This is a genomic window from Priestia sp. YIM B13490 (assembly GCF_042787735.1).
Taxonomy (GTDB): Bacteria; Bacillota; Bacilli; order Bacillales; family Bacillaceae_H; genus Priestia; species Priestia megaterium.
This window is the reverse complement of record NZ_JBHZOT010000004.1, coordinates 69,137-89,917: the sequence shown is the minus strand read 5'-3', so window position 1 is coordinate 89,917 and position 20,781 is coordinate 69,137. Positions and strand designations below refer to the sequence as shown.

Annotated in this window: 20 protein-coding genes; all 20 read left to right on the top strand. The window is 38.8% G+C overall.

Annotated features, from left to right (window positions below; genetic code table 11):
- Positions 1-20 precede the first annotated feature (20 nt).
- The 20 genes from ACFX4R_RS14840 to ACFX4R_RS14745 all read left to right on the top strand — a co-directional run bounded on the left by ACFX4R_RS14840 (position 21) and on the right by ACFX4R_RS14745 (position 20,769).
- Positions 21-1,163: a cysteine desulfurase family protein gene (locus tag ACFX4R_RS14840; RefSeq protein WP_025750574.1), complete on the top strand. Its 1,143-nt coding sequence runs from the start codon at positions 21-23 to the stop codon at positions 1,161-1,163.
- Positions 1,164-1,269: 106 nt separating this feature from the next.
- Positions 1,270-2,382 (top strand): tRNA 2-thiouridine(34) synthase MnmA, encoded by a 1,113-nt coding sequence (gene mnmA, locus ACFX4R_RS14835; RefSeq protein ID WP_043976151.1) that lies wholly within the window; start codon positions 1,270-1,272, stop codon positions 2,380-2,382.
- A gap of 157 nt (positions 2,383-2,539) precedes the next feature.
- A complete protein-coding gene (locus ACFX4R_RS14830) occupies positions 2,540-3,199 on the top strand; it encodes a tetratricopeptide repeat protein (RefSeq protein WP_013085089.1) in 660 nt (219 codons plus the stop codon).
- A gap of 24 nt (positions 3,200-3,223) precedes the next feature.
- A complete protein-coding gene (recD2, locus tag ACFX4R_RS14825; RefSeq protein WP_013059293.1) occupies positions 3,224-5,581 on the top strand; it encodes an SF1B family DNA helicase RecD2 in 2,358 nt (785 codons plus the stop codon).
- Between the two features lie 141 nt (positions 5,582-5,722).
- Entirely contained in the window at positions 5,723-5,914 is a 192-nt protein-coding gene (locus tag ACFX4R_RS14820) for a hypothetical protein (RefSeq protein ID WP_013059292.1), read from the top strand.
- A 25-nt stretch (positions 5,915-5,939) separates the two neighbouring features.
- Positions 5,940-6,074: a YrzQ family protein gene (locus ACFX4R_RS14815; protein ID WP_013059291.1), complete on the top strand. Its 135-nt coding sequence runs from the start codon at positions 5,940-5,942 to the stop codon at positions 6,072-6,074.
- 114 nt (positions 6,075-6,188) lie between these two features.
- The gene (locus ACFX4R_RS14810) at positions 6,189-7,250 is read left to right on the top strand and encodes an AI-2E family transporter (RefSeq protein WP_013059290.1); all 1,062 of its coding nucleotides are present in this window, start codon (positions 6,189-6,191) and stop codon (positions 7,248-7,250) included.
- A gap of 388 nt (positions 7,251-7,638) precedes the next feature.
- Positions 7,639-10,272, top strand: coding sequence for an alanine--tRNA ligase (gene alaS / locus ACFX4R_RS14805; protein ID WP_097824621.1), 2,634 nt, complete (start codon positions 7,639-7,641; stop codon positions 10,270-10,272).
- Positions 10,273-10,356: 84 nt separating this feature from the next.
- The gene (locus ACFX4R_RS14800; protein ID WP_013059287.1) at positions 10,357-10,626 is read left to right on the top strand and encodes an IreB family regulatory phosphoprotein; all 270 of its coding nucleotides are present in this window, start codon (positions 10,357-10,359) and stop codon (positions 10,624-10,626) included.
- Positions 10,627-11,043 carry a Holliday junction resolvase RuvX gene (ruvX, locus tag ACFX4R_RS14795; RefSeq protein WP_013059286.1) on the top strand — a complete coding sequence of 139 codons (417 nt, stop codon included), beginning with the start codon at positions 10,627-10,629 and terminating at the stop codon, positions 11,041-11,043.
- Between the two features lie 154 nt (positions 11,044-11,197).
- On the top strand, positions 11,198-11,482 hold the full coding sequence (locus ACFX4R_RS14790; RefSeq protein WP_013059285.1) for a DUF1292 domain-containing protein: 285 nt from the start codon (positions 11,198-11,200) through the stop codon (positions 11,480-11,482).
- 412 nt (positions 11,483-11,894) lie between these two features.
- Entirely contained in the window at positions 11,895-12,998 is a 1,104-nt protein-coding gene (gene mltG, locus ACFX4R_RS14785) for an endolytic transglycosylase MltG (protein WP_013085087.1), read from the top strand.
- Positions 12,999-13,179: 181 nt separating this feature from the next.
- A complete protein-coding gene (locus ACFX4R_RS14780; protein WP_013059283.1) occupies positions 13,180-13,836 on the top strand; it encodes an O-methyltransferase in 657 nt (218 codons plus the stop codon).
- On the top strand, positions 13,833-14,762 hold the full coding sequence (locus tag ACFX4R_RS14775; RefSeq protein ID WP_028410597.1) for a peptidase U32 family protein: 930 nt from the start codon (positions 13,833-13,835) through the stop codon (positions 14,760-14,762). Before ACFX4R_RS14780 ends, ACFX4R_RS14775 begins: the two co-directional genes overlap by 4 nt.
- A 39-nt stretch (positions 14,763-14,801) precedes the next feature.
- Complete coding sequence (locus ACFX4R_RS14770) at positions 14,802-16,064, top strand: peptidase U32 family protein (protein ID WP_013059281.1); 1,263 nt, start codon at positions 14,802-14,804, stop codon at positions 16,062-16,064.
- Between the two features lie 7 nt (positions 16,065-16,071).
- Positions 16,072-16,707: a uridine kinase gene (gene udk / locus ACFX4R_RS14765; RefSeq protein ID WP_013059280.1), complete on the top strand. Its 636-nt coding sequence runs from the start codon at positions 16,072-16,074 to the stop codon at positions 16,705-16,707.
- A gap of 218 nt (positions 16,708-16,925) precedes the next feature.
- A complete protein-coding gene (gene greA / locus ACFX4R_RS14760; RefSeq protein ID WP_013059279.1) occupies positions 16,926-17,402 on the top strand; it encodes a transcription elongation factor GreA in 477 nt (158 codons plus the stop codon).
- Between the two features lie 119 nt (positions 17,403-17,521).
- A complete protein-coding gene (locus tag ACFX4R_RS14755) occupies positions 17,522-18,079 on the top strand; it encodes an isochorismatase family protein (protein ID WP_026106703.1) in 558 nt (185 codons plus the stop codon).
- Between the two features lie 122 nt (positions 18,080-18,201).
- On the top strand, positions 18,202-19,968 hold the full coding sequence (locus tag ACFX4R_RS14750; protein ID WP_043976159.1) for a peptidoglycan D,D-transpeptidase FtsI family protein: 1,767 nt from the start codon (positions 18,202-18,204) through the stop codon (positions 19,966-19,968).
- A gap of 117 nt (positions 19,969-20,085) precedes the next feature.
- On the top strand, positions 20,086-20,769 hold the full coding sequence (locus tag ACFX4R_RS14745) for a YrrS family protein (RefSeq protein WP_057274045.1): 684 nt from the start codon (positions 20,086-20,088) through the stop codon (positions 20,767-20,769).
- Positions 20,770-20,781 lie beyond the last annotated feature (12 nt).

Below are 20,781 nucleotides of genomic sequence, written 5' to 3'. Positions count from 1 at the left end.
TGAGCTAGGAGGCGTTTATTTTGGAACGTATTTATGTTGATCATGCAGCAACGTCTCCAATACATCCAGCAGTCGTTGAGAAAATGACGACTTTTATGCATGAGTACTTTGGAAATCCGTCTAGTATTCATCACTACGGGCGGGAAAGTCGACGCTATTTAGACGAAGCTCGCCAAACGATTGCAGCAAGTATTGGAGCACACGAAAATGAACTGATTTTTACAAGTGGTGGGACAGAAGCAGATAATATGGCACTGATCGGAGTAGCTCTTGCAAACCGCCATAAAGGAAATCATATTATTACCACGCAAATTGAACACCACGCTGTGCTTCATACGTGTGAATATTTAGAAACACAGGGCTTTGAAGTGACTTACTTACCAGTTAATGAGTACGGACAAGTATCTGTGGATGAAATAAAATCAGCCCTAACCGATCAAACAATTCTTGTGTCGGTGATGTTTGGAAATAATGAAGTAGGTGCTATTCAGCCAATTGGAGAAATTGGAGTTCTATTAAAAGAGCATGGAGCATATTTCCACACGGATGCAGTGCAAGCTTATGGATTAATTCCGTTAAATGTGCAACAATTAGGTGTCGATCTTTTATCCGTTTCTGCTCATAAAATTAACGGACCAAAAGGGATGGGCTTTTTATATGCAGCTGCTCATGTTTCACTGTCTCCTTTGCTATTTGGAGGAGAACAAGAGCGCAAACGACGAGCTGGAACTGAGAACATGACAAGTATTGTCGGGTTTGAAGAAGCTGTGAAAATTTCGCAACAAACGCTGCAAACACGTGCAGATGAATATAGAAGATACAAAGAAATAATGGTAGCTGTGTTGAAAGAAGAAGGTATTTCATTTGAAATTAACGGACATCTTGAAAATTCTCTGCCACATGTGTTAAATTTATCATTTCCAAAAACAAATGTTGAATCGATGCTCGTGAATTTAGACTTAGCAGGAATTGCGGCATCGAGCGGTTCAGCTTGCACAGCGGGAGCAATCGATCCTTCTCATGTGCTTGTTGCTATGTTTGGAAAAGGTTCTGAACGTTTAACAACTTCTATTCGATTTAGCTTTGGCTTAGGAAACTCAGCTGAGCAAATTGAAAAAACCGCACGTCAAACAGCAAACATCGTTAAGCGACTAACGATGTAAATAGCAGCCATCAGTAGGGTCTTCATCCCTCACTGATGGTTTGTGTCGTTTCTTTCGCTTTTTAGCGAACAATTTAATTAAAATGAAGAAAACGGAGGTGGCGAAGTTGACAAAATCACCTAAAGATACACGTGTAGTAGTCGGAATGAGCGGAGGCGTTGATTCATCCGTAGCAGCTCTTTTATTAAAACAACAAGGATACGATGTGATCGGAATCTTTATGAAGAACTGGGACGATACGGATGAAAACGGCGTTTGTACTGCGACTGAAGATTATAACGATGTTATTCGCGTATGTAATCAAATTGGTATTCCCTACTATGCAGTCAACTTTGAAAAACAATATTGGGATAAAGTATTTACCTACTTTTTAGAGGAATATAAAGCAGGTCGTACACCGAATCCTGATGTAATGTGTAATAAAGAAATTAAATTCAAAGCCTTTTTAGAGCATGCAATGACGCTAGGAGCAGATTATCTAGCGACAGGACATTATGCACGCGTTGCGTACCGCGACGGGGAGTATAAAATGCTTAGAGGCGTAGATGGAAATAAAGATCAAACGTATTTCTTAAATCAATTAGGACAAGATCAGCTTTCAAAAGTAATGTTCCCGATTGGTGAAATTGAGAAATCAAAAGTGCGTGAAATTGCGAAAGAAGCAGGCCTTGCTACAGCAACGAAAAAAGACAGCACAGGTATTTGCTTTATCGGTGAACGCAACTTCAAAGAATTTTTAAGTCAGTATCTTCCTGCTCAGCCAGGTGTAATGCAAACGCTTGACGGCGAAGTAAAAGGCAAGCACGACGGTCTTATGTACTACACGATTGGTCAACGCCACGGTTTAGGTATTGGAGGCAGCGGTGAACCTTGGTTTGTAGTCGGAAAAGATTTAGAAAAAAATGTTTTATACGTCGATCAAGGCTTTCACAATGAGCTTCTTTATTCTACATCTCTTACAGCAACCAATGTCAGCTGGGTAAGCGAACGTGACTGGTCGTCACCAATGACGTGCACAGCAAAATTCCGCTATCGTCAAACTGATTCAGCAGTAACCGTTGAAAAAGTCGATGATGATACAATTAAGGTTATTTTTGCTGAACCTGTTCGCGCAATTACGCCAGGTCAAGCAGTTGTGTTTTACAAAGACGATGAATGTCTTGGCGGAGCAACAATTGACAAAGTATTTCAAGAAGAAGAGCAAATCTGGTACGTATAATTCATATAAGCAAGAACGAAAAACCTCGGCCGTATATAGCTGAGGTTTTTCTATGATATACTTTACTTACTGGGTAAACTAATAACTTACATATTGTAGATTTTCATGATGTGAAAATCTCTTAAATCATAACTAAAACAGTGGAGTGAACGAAAAAATGACAGATAAAAATCAGCTAGGAATTCAGTATATGCAGGAAGGGAAATTTGAAGAGGCTGCTAAAACATTTTCAGAAGCAATTGAAGATAATCCAAAAGATCCAATTGTGTATGTGAATTTTGGCAATTTGTTAGCGGCTGTTAGTGAGATGGATCGTGCTTTGAAATTTTATGAACGTGCGATTGAATTAGATGAAGAAACGGCAACAGCGTATTACGGAGCAGGAAATATTTATTTTAATGCAGAGCAGCTTGAGCAGGCAAAGCACTACTTTGATTTAGCAATCAAAAAAGGCTTAGATTCATCCGATGCGTACTTTATGCTTGGTTTAACGCTGTTTCATATGGAAGAAATTCGTTTTGCGATGCCTTATCTTCAGCGGGCGGTAGAACTAAACGAACATGATGTAGAAGCAAAATTTCAGTACGGTCTTTGTTTAGCACAGCTCGAAATGGTAGATGAAGCGATTGCTGAATTTCTTAAGGTAGTCAATCAAGAGCCAGAACACGCCGATGCTTTTTATAATTTAGGCGTAGCGTATGCTATGAAAGATGACAAAGACAAGGCGATTGAGATGTTAGATGAAGCTTTAAACGTGCAGCCAGATCACGTAATGGCAGCAAATGCCAAACAAGTTCTGTCTACATTAGAACATTAAGAAAGCGGGTAAAGGAAGGATAACATGAACGAAGAACAAGTGAACCCTTCACAGCCAGAACGTCATTATATAAGCGGCACGTCGATTGTAACGGTCTTTCATAACGAAGAAAACTTATATAACGTTACGCGGATACGGATCAAAAAAACAAATTTAGAGATTGAAGATAAAGAAACGGTCGTTACAGGCTATTTTCCTAAGCTGAATGAAGATGAAGTATACACGTTTTACGGAGACTTCAAAGAGCATCCAAAGTTTGGTCTGCAGTTTCATGTTGAACAGTTTAAAAAAGAACTTCCGCAATCAAGGCAAGGGGTTGTTCAGTACCTGTCTAGCGATTTATTTCACGGAATCGGTAAAAAAACTGCTGAAAACATTGTGGACGCTCTAGGAGAACGCGCTATTTTTCGTATTTTGCAAAATGAGTCTGTGCTAAAAGAGGTTCCGAGGCTTTCAGCCGACAAGGCAGAAGCTTTAGTCACGCAGCTTCGTGAACATCAAGGGTTAGAAGAAGTAATGGTAAAGCTGACAGACCTTGGGTTTGGACCGCAGCTTTCGATGAAGATTTTCCAAGCGTACAAACAAGAAGCGCTTGAAATTGTTCAAAATAATCCTTATCAGCTCGTAGAAGATATTCAAGGTATTGGCTTTAGCAGGGCCGATGAACTTGGAAAGAGGCTTGGTATGGCAACCAATCATCCTGATCGTTTGCGTGCAGGTATTTTATATGTCATTGAGCAAGAATGCAATCAAATGGGACATGTATACGTCACGGCAGATCAACTATATGGAAAAACAGCAGAGCTTCTTCGAAAAAGCAGGCATGAGAACCTGTCTGAAATGGATCTTACAAGAGAAGTGGACGCATTAAAAGCAGACAAAAAGCTTATCATTCAAGACGAAAAAATTTATTTTCCTCCCCTTTTCTATGCTGAAAAAGGGCTGGTTAAAGCTATTCAAAAAATTATGGCTCAAACACAGTACGAAGAGCAGTTTCCAGAATCAGAATTCTTATTGGCACTGGGTGAACTAGAAGAGCGATTAGACGTGCAATATGCACCTTCTCAGCGCAAGGGCATACAAACCGCTTTAATGTCTCCGATGCTTCTCTTAACAGGTGGACCAGGTACAGGGAAAACAACGGTTATTAAAGGAATAGTCGAACTCTATGCAGAACTTCACGGATGTTCGTTAAATCCAGGGGATTATAAAAAAGATGAAGCTTTTCCTGTTTTACTTGTGGCACCTACTGGACGCGCTGCTAAACGAATGAGCGAAGCGACGGGACTTCCGGCAGTTACCATTCACAGATTATTAAAATGGAACGGACAAGAAGGATTTGATCATAATGAGGAAAATCCAATTGACGGAAAATTACTGATTGTGGATGAAGTATCAATGGTAGATTTGTGGCTTGCTCATCAGCTGTTTAAATCTCTTCCTGCTAATTTACAGGTTATTTTAGTTGGAGACGAAGACCAGCTTCCTTCAGTAGGGCCGGGACAGGTGTTAAAAGATTTACTGAGTTCAGAAGTAGTTCCTACCGTCCGGCTGACAGATGTATACCGGCAAGCGGAAGGATCGTCAATTATTGATTTGGCTCATGAAATAAAAAAAGGAAAGCTTCCGGAAGACTTATCAAGGCAGCAAGGAGATCGTTCTTTTATTCGTTGTCAAGGACAGCACATCACGAACGTCGTGCAACAAGTTTGCGGGAATGCGTTAAAAAAAGGCTATACGGCTAAAGATATTCAAGTTTTAGCTCCTATGTATAAAGGTCCTGCAGGTATTGATAAGCTGAATGAAGTTCTTCAGGAATTATTCAACCCGGCTTCTGAACAAAGAAGAGAGCTTAAGCACGGAGATATTACGTACCGAGTCGGAGATAAAGTGCTGCAGCTTGTAAATCAGCCGGATAGCAACGTATTTAACGGAGATATGGGAGAAATTGTCTCGGTTTTCTTTGCCAAAGAAAATACGGAAAAACAGGATATGCTGGTTATTTCATATGAAGGAAATGAAGTAACTTACACAAAGCAAGACTTTAATCAAATAACTCATGCATACTGCTGTTCCATTCATAAATCACAGGGAAGTGAATTTCCAATTGTTGTGCTTCCAATTGTTAAAAGCTATTACCGGATGCTGCGACGTAATTTACTTTATACCGCCGTTACGCGAAGCAAACAGTTTTTAATTTTATGCGGAGAAGACGAAGCGTTTCAGCTGGGAGTTAGCCGAAATGAAGACAGCGTTCGCCAAACGAATTTACAGCCGTTGCTTCGAGAAAGCTTGGATAACGACATAGAAGATCCCGAAATTCCATTTATGAAAGATGCAAATATTGGGATGGAAAACGTTACGCCGTATGATTTCATGTAACCTTTCGTATGCTAACAAAGAGTTAAATAAACTCCTTTGTTGCCATCCTTCTTTGCTAATTGTCAGAAAATAAAGTATGGACATGGAAAGAAGTGGACATAATGCGTTTATATAAGTAGAACGTATAAAGAGGTGTCGACTTTGTTTAAATGTCCAAACTGTAAAAGTATTGACGTTGGCAAAATTGGTGTAAATCAGTATTACTGTTGGAATTGTTTTATTGAAATGACTATTTCAAAAGGACAAATTAATACTCACCAAGTAGAAGAAGATGGAACATTGAGCTCGCTTGATGATTTGTTCTCAGACGACGAGCGCACAATTAATTTCTAATTCTTTTTTACCGGGAGGAAGAGCAATGGGCAGAATTATTCCGTCAGTAGTCGCTTTCGGTCTTGGAGCTTATGCATTTAAAATGGCAGATGATCGAGAGATGTTTACAAAAAGAAATATGAAAAAAATGCGTAAACGTATGATGAAAGCTATTCACTAATAAAAAAAGCACTATTGCACTGAGCTGCAATAGTGCTTTTTTGCAGGCAGAAGAGACAACAGCATGTATAAACTCCTTCCTTTATCAAAAAATAGAAGAGAGGAGGAGTTTACGTTGAAAGATAGTTCATTCAAATGGTTCTATAGATTCGGACTGCTGTTATTAGCGCTGCTGTGCATATTAGTCTTTTTTAAAGTCCAGTTTTTATGGCTTCCTGTTATTTACATGTTTTTAAAAGCACTGCTGCCTTTTTTTATTGCAGCATTCATTACATATTTACTTCATCCGCTTATTGAAAAAACGCATGATAAAGGCGTGCCTCGTCCTCTAGCTATTTTACTGATCTACATCATCTTTTTTGGAGGAATTGGGTTTGGAGCCTATAAGTCGTATCCTATTTTTGTGGAACAAGTAAAAGATTTAAACGAACAGCTGCCTCATTTTACGAATACATATAGACATTGGGTAGAATCGATTCATGATCGTACAACTTCACTTCCAAACGGTGTACATGAGAAAATTGAAGGCAGCATTGATGATGTAGAGGCTACGCTCAACGTGTGGCTTACAAAAGTGGCCGAAGGATTAAAGTCATTGATTACCTCTTTTTTAATTTTAATCATTATTCCATTTATTGTTTTTTATATGCTGAAGGATTTTTCCTCTATTAAGAAAGCAACGGCTTATGTCACGCCTAAAAAGTGGCACAAACCAGGCGAACGTTTTTTATCGGATGTGAATGAATCGCTCGGCAATTATATTAGAGGGCAGTTTTTTGTTTGTCTCATTATTGGTGTGATTGCCACGGCAGCACTGTGGTTCTTTCATGTACCTTATGCACTTCTTTTAGGCTTCATTATTGGTGTAACGAATATCATTCCTTATTTTGGCCCGATTATTGGTGCAGTTCCAGCGGCTATTATTGCAGCCACAATCTCGATAAAGTTGGTTATTACCATTGTCATTATAATCTTTGTGCTGCAGTTTCTAGAGGGAAATGTGCTGTCTCCGCTTATCGTAGGAAAGAGTCTTCATATTCATCCTTTGTTTATCATGCTTGCGCTCCTTTTAGGAGGAGAATTTGGAGGAGTATTGGGTCTCATTTTGGCTGTGCCAATTTTAGCAGTCATTAAAATATCTATTTTGCATATCCGCTCTTATACGCTCAAACATTGACAAAGAGCGGTTAATTTGTCATAATATCGCCATAAGAAAACGCTACATATTTTAAACACAATGATGGATCGAGTACGTTGCACACTGGTTTTTAGAGAAGGGCTTCCTTGGCTGAAAGAAGCGCTAAACAAAGAGCAGCTGAACGCTAGTCCAGAGTGCAGGCTAAAACCTGCCGTGTCAGCAACGTTAACGCTATGAAGGTGATAAATGCTTTTGGCATTTATAATCAGGGTGGTACCGCGAGTTCAACTCTCGTCCCTGCTACAGGGATGAGAGTTTTTTTGTGTGCAAATAACTAGCAATTGCTTTTGTACACGGAGAAAATAGATGCTTTTATGTCATCATTTTTTTGTCTATAAATAAGAAGAGTATTAAAGGAGGACCAATCATGAAAAAACTGACGTCAGCACAAGTTCGTCAAATGTATTTAGATTTCTTTAAAGAAAAAGGCCATGATGTAGAACCAAGCGCATCTTTAGTTCCGCATGAAGATCCATCTTTATTATGGATTAACAGTGGAGTAGCTACATTAAAAAAATATTTTGATGGTCGTGTTATTCCTCAAAATCCGCGTATTTGTAACGCACAAAAATCCATTCGTACAAACGATATCGAAAACGTAGGTAAAACGGCTCGCCATCATACGTTTTTTGAAATGCTTGGCAATTTCTCTATCGGTGATTATTTCAAAGAAGAAGCCATCCAATGGGCATGGGAATTCTTAACGAGCGATAAATGGATTGGATTCGACGCAGATAAGCTATCTGTAACAGTTCACCCTGAAGATGAAGAAGCATTTAAGATTTGGAATGAAAAAATGGGCGTGCCTAAAGAGCGCATCATTCGTTTAGAAGGTAATTTCTGGGATATCGGAGAAGGTCCGAGTGGTCCAAATACAGAGATCTTTTATGATCGCGGAGAAGCATATGGAAATGACCTAACTGATCCCGAATTATATCCAGGTGGAGAAAATGAGCGCTATTTAGAAATTTGGAACCTTGTATTTTCTCAATTTAATCACAATCCTGATGGCACGTACACGCCGCTTCCAAAGAAAAACATCGATACGGGAATGGGCTTAGAGCGTATGGTTTCTGTTATTCAAGACGTGCAAACAAACTTTGATACAGATTTGTTTATGCCAATTATTGAAGCAACAGAAAACATTTCAGGCGCTAAATATCGTACAAATGATGAGCAAGATACGGCATTTAAAGTCATTGCTGACCATATTCGTACGGTAACATTTGCTGTAGGTGATGGTGCGCTTCCTTCAAATGAAGGCCGTGGGTATGTGCTGCGCCGTTTGTTACGCCGAGCAGTTCGCTATGCTAAAAAGTTAAACATTAATCGTCCGTTCATGTACGAGCTAGTGCCGGTAGTAGGTGAAATCATGGTTGATTTCTATCCGGAAGTAAAGGAAAAAACGGATTTTATCCAGCGCGTAGTAAAAAATGAAGAAGAGCGTTTTCACGAAACGTTAAATGACGGACTAGCTATTTTGGCAACCGTTATTAAAAAAGAAAAAGCGCAAAACAGTGATACGGTACAAGGCGAAGATGTTTTCCGTTTATATGACACGTATGGATTCCCTGTTGAATTAACGGAAGAATATGCAGAAGATGAGAACATGAAAATTGATCATGCAGGTTTTGAACGTGAAATGGAAGCACAGCGTGAGCGTGCGCGTGCTGCTCGTCAAGATTCTAGTTCTATGCAAGTTCAAGGCGGCGTACTTGGTGAAGTAACCGTTGCAAGTGAGTTTGTTGGCTATGATAAAAATGAAGTAGAAACAGTTGTTGAAGCAATTATTGTAGACGGTGAGCTTGTTGACCGCGCTGAAGCTGGAACAGAAGCGCAAGTCATCTTAAGCCACACGCCATTCTATGCAGAAAGCGGCGGTCAAATTGCGGACCAAGGTACGATCCAAAGTGCTGCAGGAACAGCGCAAGTAAAAGACGTTCAAAAAGCGCCAAACGGCCAAAATGTCCAAACGGTAGCTGTAACAAACGGTGAGCTTGTAAAAGGTGAAACATATACGGCGACGCTTGATGAAGAAAACCGCAGTGCGATTGTGAAAAACCATACGGCAACGCATTTATTGCATCAAGCATTAAAAGATACGTTAGGAACGCATGTTAATCAAGCGGGTTCTTTAGTAACAGCGGATCGCTTGCGCTTTGACTTCTCTCACTTTGGTCAAGTGACACAAGAAGAGCTCGAGAAAATTGAACAAATCGTTAATGAAAAGATTTGGGACAGCATCTCTGTACAAATTGAAAACAAAGCAATTGACGAAGCAAAAGCGATGGGTGCAATGGCGCTATTTGGTGAGAAATACGGAGATATCGTGCGCGTAGTACAAGTAGGCGACTACAGCTTAGAATTATGTGGTGGATGTCACGTGCCAAATACGTCTGTTATCGGTTTATTTAAAATTGTATCAGAATCGGGAATCGGTGCAGGTACTCGACGCATTGAAGCTGTAACTGGAAAAGCTGCCTATCAGTTAATGAACGATCAAGTAGGCTTACTAAAAGAAGCTGCGGCAAAAGTAAAATCCAACCCGCGTGATTTAGTAGGGCGAGTTGAAGGATTACTAGAAGAAATTCGTAACCTTCAGCGTGAAAATGATTCACTATCTACAAAGCTTGGCAATATTGAAGCTGGCAATCTCGTTGACCGCGTGCAAAACATTAATGGTGTGAATGTACTAGCAGCGAAAGTGAATGCAACGGATATGAATAACCTTCGCGCAATGGTTGACGATTTAAAACAAAAATTAGAATCCGCTGTGATCGTATTAGCTTCTCCACAAGGTGAAAAGGTAAATATTATTGCAGGTGTAACAAAAGATTTAATTGCTAAGGGCCATCATGCAGGCAAACTTGTTAAAGAAGTAGCGACGATTTGCGGCGGAGGCGGAGGCGGACGTCCTGACATGGCGCAAGCTGGAGGAAAAGACGCTAGCCAAATTGAAAAAGCACTTGGCACTGTAGAAGAATGGGTTAAATCCGTTTAATTCTCCTCTTTCTTGGTGTACAATATAAATAAGACTTAGCATAGTGCACAATGTGTTCACAAATTAAGAGAGTGAGGTGGGACCGTGAGTTCATTTGATAAAACCATGCAATTTAATTTTCAAGATGAGCCAGCTGAAACAAACGTACATGAAGTATTGTTTACGGTTTATGACGCACTGCAAGAAAAAGGCTACAACCCGATCAACCAAATCGTTGGGTATTTGTTATCAGGAGACCCTGCTTACATTCCTCGTCATAACGATGCGAGAAACACAATTCGCCAGTTAGAGCGAGACGAGCTCATTGAAGAACTTGTTAAATCTTATTTACAACAGCATCGAAAGGATTCATAAATGCGCGTATTAGGATTAGATGTAGGAACCAAAACAATTGGTGTGGCAGTTAGTGATGAAATGGGATGGACAGCGCAAGGAATTGAAACAATTAAAATTGCAGATGAGCAGATGGAGCAATCATATCCTCGTTTACAGCAACTAATTGACGAATATTCCGTAGAGAAAATCGTAGTGGGTCTTCCTAAAAATATGAATGGTACGATTGGCCCTCGAGGCGAAGCGTGCATTGAGTTTGCTGACAACGTCAAAGAAAAACTTAACATTGAAACGATGATGTGGGACGAGCGCTTGTCGACGATGGCAGCAGAGCGAGTACTGCTGTCTGCCGATGTAAGCCGCAAGAAACGCAAAAAAGTAATCGATAAAATGGCAGCTGTTATGATTCTTCAAGGATACTTAGACAGCAAGCAGTAAGAAAAGCAGCAGGCTTTGCCTCAGCTGAAAAGTTATGAATTTCCCTTTTGCATATTCTTTTGTACGTAAAAGGGAAGTGAAATAACTGAACGGCTTGCTTTTCGCTGAAGAAAAAGTTAAGCTAAGAGCTTACAATATAAAATGAGGTGCAAACATGAGCGTAGAAGAAAATAAAATTACAATCGTCGATGAGAATGGAAATGAGCAGCTATGCGAAATTTTATTCACATTTGATTCTGATCAATATAACAAATCATATGTAATTTACTATCCAATCGGAGCAGACCAAGATGATGAAGAGGAAATTGAAATTCATGCATCTGCTTTCACACCAAGTGAAGACGGTCAAGACGGTGAGCTTCAACCGATTGAAACAGAAGAAGAGTGGGACATGGTTGAGGAAATGGTTAATACATTCCTTGACGAAGAAGGCGAATAATTATAGTGAAAAAGCTGATGACAATCGTTATCAGCTTTTTTTTACATAGCGGCTGTTCTTTTTAGATATAAAAAGGTTTTTCCTTGCATTCTTAGGGCAGATTGTATGATAATGACGAAAAATAAGATAAATTGTAGTATAATAATTCCTGCGTGTGAGAGTGCATTTTAATAAAAGAATTCATTGTTTGAACGGATGAAACTAGACTTTGGGCAGACAATAACATAAATCATGGAAAAATTTTAGAAGAGGCGAGAGTTTAAGGAAGCGATACCATCTCACACCTATAGGCGATACGAATGAATCGCAATCTCATGTCTCCTCTCTGTTCATACTTATAAAAAATCAAGAAGAAAAGAGGTGAAACTGGTTGTATCTTCTTTTACAGAAGTAGATTTAACCAGGAAGCTGCTTGTCGCAACAAACATTTTTACCACCTAATCGTTCAAGAAAAAAACGAGTTATTTTTATTACAATTATCGTACTTCTTTTACTAGTTGGCGGTGCATTTTTCTATGCTCAATCCCGCTTAACGCCCGTGGATCGAAACAGCAATAAAAAAGTAAATGTGACCATTCCACAAGGTTCTTCCGTCCAATCGATTGGTACGGTATTGCAAAAAGAAGATTTAATTAAAAGTAAAAGTGCATTTCGCTATTACGTAAAATTAACCCATGTGTCTGGATTTCAAGCTGGAACGTATTTATTTTCTCCTTCCATGAGCTTAGGGGAAATGGTTGAAAAAATGGAAAAAGGCGAGGTTTCAAAACAACCGGATATTCGTGTCACCATTCCAGAAGGACGTCAGCTTGTCGAAATTGCTGATATCATTGCTAAAAATACAAAGTTTACAAAAGACGAAGTCATGAAAAAGCTAGACGATAAGGCATTCGTCAATAAAATGAAAGAAAAATATCCAGATTTAGTAACGGATGAAGTGATGCAAAAAGATATTAAACATCCGCTAGAAGGTTATTTATATCCCGTTACGTATGATTTTTATGATAAAAATGTGTCGTTAGATGAAATATTGGATAAAATGGTAGGGAAAACAAATAATGTATTAGGTCAGTACAGTGGGCAAATGGAGAAGAAAAAATTCAGTGCACATAAATTGTTAACCATGTCTTCTCTGATTGAAGAGGAAGCAACTGCAAAAGTCGACCGAGAAAAAATTGCCAGCGTCTTTTATAATCGCCTTGAAAAAAATATGCCTCTTCAAACGGATCCAACCGTCTTATATGCCTTAGGAGAGCATAAAGACCGCGTGTTCTATAAGCATTTAGAAGTGGACTCCCCTTACAATACTTATAAAGTGAAAGGGTTGCCTCCAGGACCAATTGCCAGCTCTGGTTTGATGTCAATCAAAGCTGCGTTACATCCAGCCAATACAGATTATTTATACTTCTTGGCCACACCTGAAGGAAAAGTTATTTTTACCAAAACGTTAGAAGAACATAACAAAGAAAAAGCCAAGCATATTACAGGTAAAGAAAAGCAAAATACCGAAAAATAAGTGGAAATTTAAAATTGGGGAATCGCGATACTTCGCATTCCCCATCTTTTATGTTAAAATATATCGGGTTTACGTAAAAACGAAAAAAACTTATAATAGACTAGTTGTCTTACTATTTTGCAGTAATAAAACGTTATGAAAACATAATGTAAAATGTACTTCTGAGAACGGAGGAAGTGTTTTGCTTTTACAAAACGTAGAGCAGTATGTGGAAAAGCTTATTCCTAAGCGCCAGGAGCTTATTGAAGAAATGGAAGCTTATGCAAAAGAACATCACGTTCCGATTATGGAATTGATTGGTGTTGAAACGCTATTGCAAATTCTTCGTCTTCATCAGCCAAAACATATATTAGAAATTGGAACAGCGATTGCATATTCGTCTATTCGAATGACCCATGCGCTTCCAGAGGCACGAGTGGTTACGGTAGAACGAAATGAAGAGCGTTACCAAAAAGCGCAAGAATTTATTGAACGGGCGGGAAAACAAGATAAAATTGTGTCGTTGTTTGGAGATGCACTAGAGCTTAGAGATGAGATTGAACGTCATGGTCCTTATGATGCAGTGTTTATTGATGCAGCTAAAGGTCAGTATCAGCGTTTTTTTGAACATTATGAGCCGATGCTCTCTTCTAAAGGAATGATTATTTCGGATAACGTACTATTTAAAGGTCATGTAGCGACCGATTTGGCCGAAGTAGAAACACGTCGACGTCGCAGCTTAATTAAAAAAATTCAGGCATACAATACGTGGCTGATGAATCATCCCGATTATTATACAACTATTCTCCCTATTGGAGACGGAATCGCGATTAGTATTAAAAGAGGTGACCAAGAATGAAAAAACCAGAACTATTAGTGACACCAACTGCAGTTTCAGAAATCGAATCATTACTACAAGCTGGAGCAACAGCTATTATGGTTGGTGAACAGCGCTACGGTTTGCGTTTAGCAGGTGAATTCAAACGTGAAGATATCGTAGAAGCTGTAAATATTTCTCATCAGCATAATGCAAAAGTCTACGTAGCGATGAACGGATTATTTCACAATGATAAAATCGCCGAACTAAATGAATATATTTTATTCTTAAAAGAAGCAAGCGTGGATGCGATTGTATTTGGAGATCCTGCTGTATTGATGGCAGTGCGTGAAACAGCTCCAGAAATGAAGATGCACTGGAGTACTGAAACAACGGGCACAAACTGGTATTCATGTAACTACTGGGGGCGTAAAGGAGCTAAGCGCGCAGTTCTTGCTCGTGAGCTAAGCATGGATAGCATCATTGATATCAAAGAAAAAGCCGAAGTAGAAATTGAAGTTCAGGTGCATGGCATGACGTGCATGTTCCAATCAAAACGTTCACTTCTTGGCAACTACTTTGAGTATCAAGGAAAAGTCATGGAAATTGAAAATCGTAAAGTGGAAAAAGATATGTTTTTACTTGATAATGAGCGAAACAATAAGTATCCAATTTTCGAAGATGAAAATGGAACGCACATTATGAGTCCAAATGATATGTGCATTATCGATGAGCTTTCCGAAATGATTGATGCTGAAGTAGATGTATTCAAAATTGACGGCGTATTAAAGTCACCGCAATATATTTTAGAAGTAACAAAAAAATATCGTCAAGCGATTGATTTATGTGTAGATGACCGTGAAGAATACGAAAACGTTAAAGACGATTTGTTAGAAGAAATTGAAAGCTTGCAGCCGATTAACCGTCCGTTAGACACAGGGTTTTTCTTTAAAGAAACGGTATATTAAAAAGCATGCAAAGAAAGATAAACAAAGGAGGTACAAACGATGGCTGTTCAAATCGATACTGTAGTAGAAGGTAAACGAGTGATTACTAAGAAGCCTGAGTTGTTAGCTCCAGCCGGTAACCTTGAAAAATTAAAAGTTGCCGTACACTATGGAGCAGATGCTGTGTTTATCGGAGGAAAAGAGTTTGGCCTTCGTTCAAATGCAGATAACTTTACATTTGAAGAAATGGCAGAAGGTGTTCAGTTTGCAAACAAATACGGCGCACGTATTTATGTTACAACAAACATTTTTGCTCATAATGAAAATATGGACGGACTTGAAGATTATTTAATGGGATTAGAGCGCGCTGGTGTTTCTGGAATCATCGTCGCTGATCCGTTAATTATCGAAACCTGTCGACGCGTTGCACCTAAGCTTGAAGTACATTTAAGTACGCAGCAATCACTTTCAAACTGGAAAGCCGTTCAGTTCTGGAAAGAAGAAGGATTAGAACGTGTTGTACTTGCTCGTGAAACGGGTGCTGAAGAAATGCGCGAAATGAAAGAAAAAGTGGATATTGAAATTGAAGCTTTTATTCATGGAGCGATGTGTATTGCCTATTCAGGCCGCTGCGTGCTAAGTAACCATATGACAGCGCGTGATTCAAACCGCGGAGGCTGCTGTCAATCATGCCGTTGGGACTATGATTTATTTAAAGTAGAAGACGGTAAAACGGAAACGGCTTTATTTGATGAGCAAGACGATCCGTTTGCAATGAGTCCAAAAGACTTAAATTTAATTCAATCTATCCCTCAAATGATTGAGCTGGGTATTGATAGCTTAAAAATTGAAGGACGTATGAAGTCGATTCACTATATCGCAACAGTGGTGAGCGTGTATCGCAAGGTGATTGACGCATACTGTGCAGATCCTGAGAATTTTGTGATTCAAAAAGAATGGCTTGATGAGCTAGACAAATGTGCAAACCGCGATACGGCTCCTGCCTTTTTTGAAGGAGTTCCTGGAGTAGATGAGCAAATGTTTGGCGTACACGGCAAGAAAACAAAATTTGATTTTGCTGGTTTAGTATTGAATTATGATGAAGAAACAAGCATCGTGACATTGCAACAGCGTAACTATTTTAAACCGGGAGAAGAAGTGGAATTTTTCGGTCCGGAAATTAAAAACTTTACGCAAAAAATAGATAAAATTTGGGACGAAGATGGCAATGAACTAGATGCTGCGCGTCATCCGCTGCAAATTGTGAAATTTAAAGTGGACCAACCTCTATTTTCATATAACATGATGCGAAAGGGGATTTAAATATAAAATGGGGAAAAAGCCCGTTGTAATCGGTATCGCTGGTGGATCCGGTTCTGGTAAAACAACTGTAACCAAAGCTATTTATGAATATTTTAAAGGGCATTCTATTATGCTTCTTGAGCAAGACTATTATTATAAAGATCAAAGCGATGTACCGTTTGAACAGCGTTTGCAAACAAACTACGATCATCCTTTAGCATTTGATAATGATTTGCTGATTGAACACTTGCAAAACTTATTAAATTATGAGAGCATTGACAAACCGGTATATGATTACGCAATTCATACGCGCTCTGAAAAGGTAATTAGAGAAGAACCAAAAGATGTTATTATCTTAGAAGGTATTCTTGTACTAGAAGATCAGCGCTTGCGTAATTTAATGGATATCAAGCTATACGTAGATACAGATGCGGATCTTCGTATCATTCGTCGTATGCTTCGTGATATTAAAGAACGAGAGCGTACGCTTGAGTCAGTTGTTGATCAATACGTATCTGTCGTTCGCCCGATGCATAATCAGTTTGTTGAACCAACAAAACGTTATGCAGATATTATCATTCCTGAAGGCGGTCAAAACCACGTAGCGATTGACTTGATGGTCACTAAAATTCAAACAATTCTTGAACAAAATGCCATTTTATAATAACATAGCATAGATGCAGGAATTTTTTTGAAGACAATGCAGACATATTCTGCTAACTAAACACAAACATTATAAAGAATAGAGAAACGAGCAGCTTCTGTTTTGAAGCTGTCATTTCTCTATTAACTGATTTTTCCACAGAGTGGAAAATTTTTTGTACATACAGAAATGGACTGTATACACTAGAGATTTTGAGTTCAAGAAGGAGTGAAGGGATTATGGCACAAGAAAAAGTATTTCCAATGACAGAAGAAGGAAAGCTAAAGCTAGAGCAAGAGCTAGAATATTTAAAAACAGTAAAACGTAAAGAAGTTGTAGAGCGTATCAAAATCGCCCGCAGTTTTGGAGATTTATCGGAGAACTCTGAGTACGATTCTGCAAAAGACGAGCAGGCTTTCGTAGAAGGCCGTATTACAACGCTTGAAAATATGATTCGCAATGCGAAAATTATTGAAGAAGATGTAGAAAACTCTTCTATTGTATCATTAGGTAAATCTGTAACATTTGTAGAGCTGCCAGATGGTGACGAAGAAACGTATACAATTGTAGGTAGTGCAGAAGCAGATCCGTTTGAAGGGAAAATTTCAAATGATTCGCCAATTGCTAAAAGTCTAATGGGCAAACAAATTGGAGATCAAGTAACTGTTCAAACTCCTGGTGGAGATATGTCAGTGAAAATTGTATCTGTTAAGTAAAACATTTGGTTGGAAGCGTTCTACTGAATGCTCGTAAGTAAAAAAGCTGACACGCGTCAGCTTTTTTTATATGATTTTAAAAAGCGGAGTGAATAGAAAAGATATGTAAGAAAGGAAAGATGAAAATGAAAGATATCGATTTTGCTAAAACAGCGCTTGTTTTAATTGATTTACAAAAAGGGATTGTTCCAATTGGAGGAGACGAAATTGTGGAGAAATCTGTTCAGCTTGTGAATCGTTTCCGCGAACAAAATGGATTTATTAGTTTTGTACGAGTAGATTTTCAAGATGGAAAAGATGCGTTAACGCCAGAAACGGATCAAAAGCCATCTGCTCCTCAAGAAAGACCTGCAGACTGGGCGGAATTCGATCCAAGACTTAATGTTCAAGAGAATGATTATATTGTGACAAAACGTCAGTGGGGAGCCTTTTTTGGGACAGATTTAGACCTTCAGCTTCGCCGAAGAGGAATTGATACAATTGTCCTTTGCGGGATTGCAACAAATATTGGTGTGGAAAGCACAGCTCGTGAAGCATTTCAGTATGGGTATAACCAAATTTTTATCACGGATGCCATGGCGACATTTACAAAAGAAGAGCATGAAGCAACTCTTTCTTACATCTTTCCGAAAATAGGAAAGCTAAGAACAACTCAACAATTTTTAACAGAAAATTAATAATAAAAACTTGCTGAATCAGCAAGTTTTTTTGTGAAACGAAAAAAAGAATGAATATTTCTTAAGATAATGGTTTTAAAAGTAATGGCAACGTCGACACTTGTAAAGAGTGAGGTGTAGTCATGAAAATAATTCACAAGCGAATTTATATTACTCTTATTTTTATTTTATTATTAATTAGTGGACTGGGAGCACGGCTTGTTCAACTTCAGCTTGTCAGCACAGAATCTTTTACTGACAAAAAGATTAACTTAATTGAAGGAAGCGTAAAACAGCGTACGCAGGAAATGGTGGTAGATGACGGGCGAGGGAAATTTGAAGATAAAAATGGACAGTCTTTAACATCTATCACCCATAATCGCTTAGTCCTGTTTCCATTTTTAGAAAAAATGAAGTGGCCTGTTCAGCAAGTAAGTGAAATCGTGGGAATGCAACCAAAGGAACTAACGAACAGACTAGCGAATGCTAAAACACCGGTTGTTATTACAAAAGAATTATCCCATGCACAAGTCGAAAAAATAAATGCATTAAAGGTACCTGGCGTATTTGGAATTCCTCTAAAAGATGAGCGTCCAGTTCCTCTTGCTGAACATTTAATCGGACTAGAGGCACAAAGCAAACAAATAATTGAAGAGAAGTATAGTGACAAATTAAAAAATGGAGCAATTAAATCAACTACGCCTGTAGGTATCTCAGGGATGCAGAGGGCTTTTGACGAGTTTTTGCTGCCGGAACAGGAGTCTAAGCTCCTTTATCATGTTGATCGCCTAGGTGGGCCTATGTTTGGCATCGATGTAAAATACACGGGCACAGCTAACCCGTATTATCCAGTCAGTGTGCGTACGACGCTTGATTTGTCTGCTCAGGAGCTAGTAGAGAATACATTAAATCATTATAAGTTAAAAGACGGAGGAGCCGTCTTAATTGATATAAAAAACAATAAAGTAATTGCGATGGCCAGTAGGCCTTCGATTAATAAGAAAGATCCATTTAAAAAGCAAAATGGTTCAGACAGCGTAGAAAATCGTTTGCTGACGCCACAAACTCCTGGATCTATATTTAAAACCATAACAGCAGCTGCAGCGCTTGAACAAAATAAAATTCAGCCTTCTTTTACCTATAACTGTGATAAAAGTATTTATGGCAATAATGTAGAAGAAGATCATCAAAAAGGGCAGCTGACGTTTGAAGAAAGCTTCGCGCAAAGTTGTAATGCAACGTTTGCACAGCTAGCAAAAGAAATGATAATATCTAATCCGAATATCCTTGAACAATATGCCGATAAGTTAGGGCTTATTCAGCCTGTAGGATGGACGGGTGATGTGTTTCACTTTGAACATTTTAAGCAGTTTTTAGGAGAAAAATCGGGAAGAGTTTGGACAAATGAAAGAGAAAAGAAAGTACCAAATGCTGTAGCTCAAACGGCAATTGGACAGCTTGATGTAAAAGTGACCCCGCTTGCAGTAGCAAATATGATGGCGACAATTGCACGCGGAGGAGAAAAGAAACAGGTAAAAGCTGTAGATGCACTAGAGTATAAAAACAACACGTCATTGTATACGTTTAAAGAGCACGAGCTAAAAGGAGATACCATTAATAAAGCCACAGCTGCTTCTATGCAACAGCTTTTAAAAGGTGTCGTACAGAGCGAAAAAGGAACAGGAAGAAGATTTCAAACGCTTCCTTATGAAGTGGCAGGAAAGTCAGGAACTGCTGAAATCAATGTGAAAGAAGATATCGTCAATAAATGGTTTGCGGGTTACTTTCCTGCAGATGATCCAAAATATGCAATGGTAGTAGTGGATTTAAATACAAAAAGTGCGATATCTCCCACAAACAGCGTATTTTATGATATTGTTAAAGGGATGTATGACTTAAATACACGTTAAAACAAGAAGAATTTGTAAAAAATATTACAAATATACTTCAAATAAATTTTGATGCTTCATGTATAAGAAAACACATGTTAGAATAAAGCATTATAAAAGTTGGAGGAAATTGTAGCAATGAATAACAATCGTTCTTCAAGACACGAAAACAAAGAAAAAAAAGTAAACCGATTATATAATCTGTTAATTGCTGTCGTAGCAGTTTTAATTGTATTTGTCGGTGGTACGATGATTCTTGGAAACAAGGATAAATCGGATAACCAAGCGGAAACAACTCAAAACAATCCGCAAACAAATGACCAAAAAACGGACAAGACGGCTAAAAAAGACGATGATTCTTCGAAAGATGATCAAGCAACAGATGATCAAGCAACGGACGATCAAAGTTCTGAAGATGACCAAAGCTCTGAAGATGACCAAAGCTCTGAAGATGATCAAGCAACAGATGAAGAATCAAATGACTCAGATTCACAGGCTGAAGTAGAGAAAAATCCAGAGCCTGGCGTGGCAGAACGCAAGGTAGATCCTTCATGGGATTCAGTAGGTACGTCACAAGATGCACCTGCAGCAACTTATAAAAAAGGATCAACGGATTGGAACGAAATGCTAAAAGCTGTAGGCGAAGGGTCAGGCATTAGCCCAAGCAATATGACCGTATGGCGTTTAGGGAATAACGGTGGCGTAGGTAAAGCGGTAGCTACGGTTAGTCCTAAAGGCAACTCATCAACAAAATACCGCGTTCAAATTGAATGGGTAGATGGAGAAGGCTGGAAGCCCGCAGTAGTGGATAAGCTTCAATAAGAAAAGCAGCGC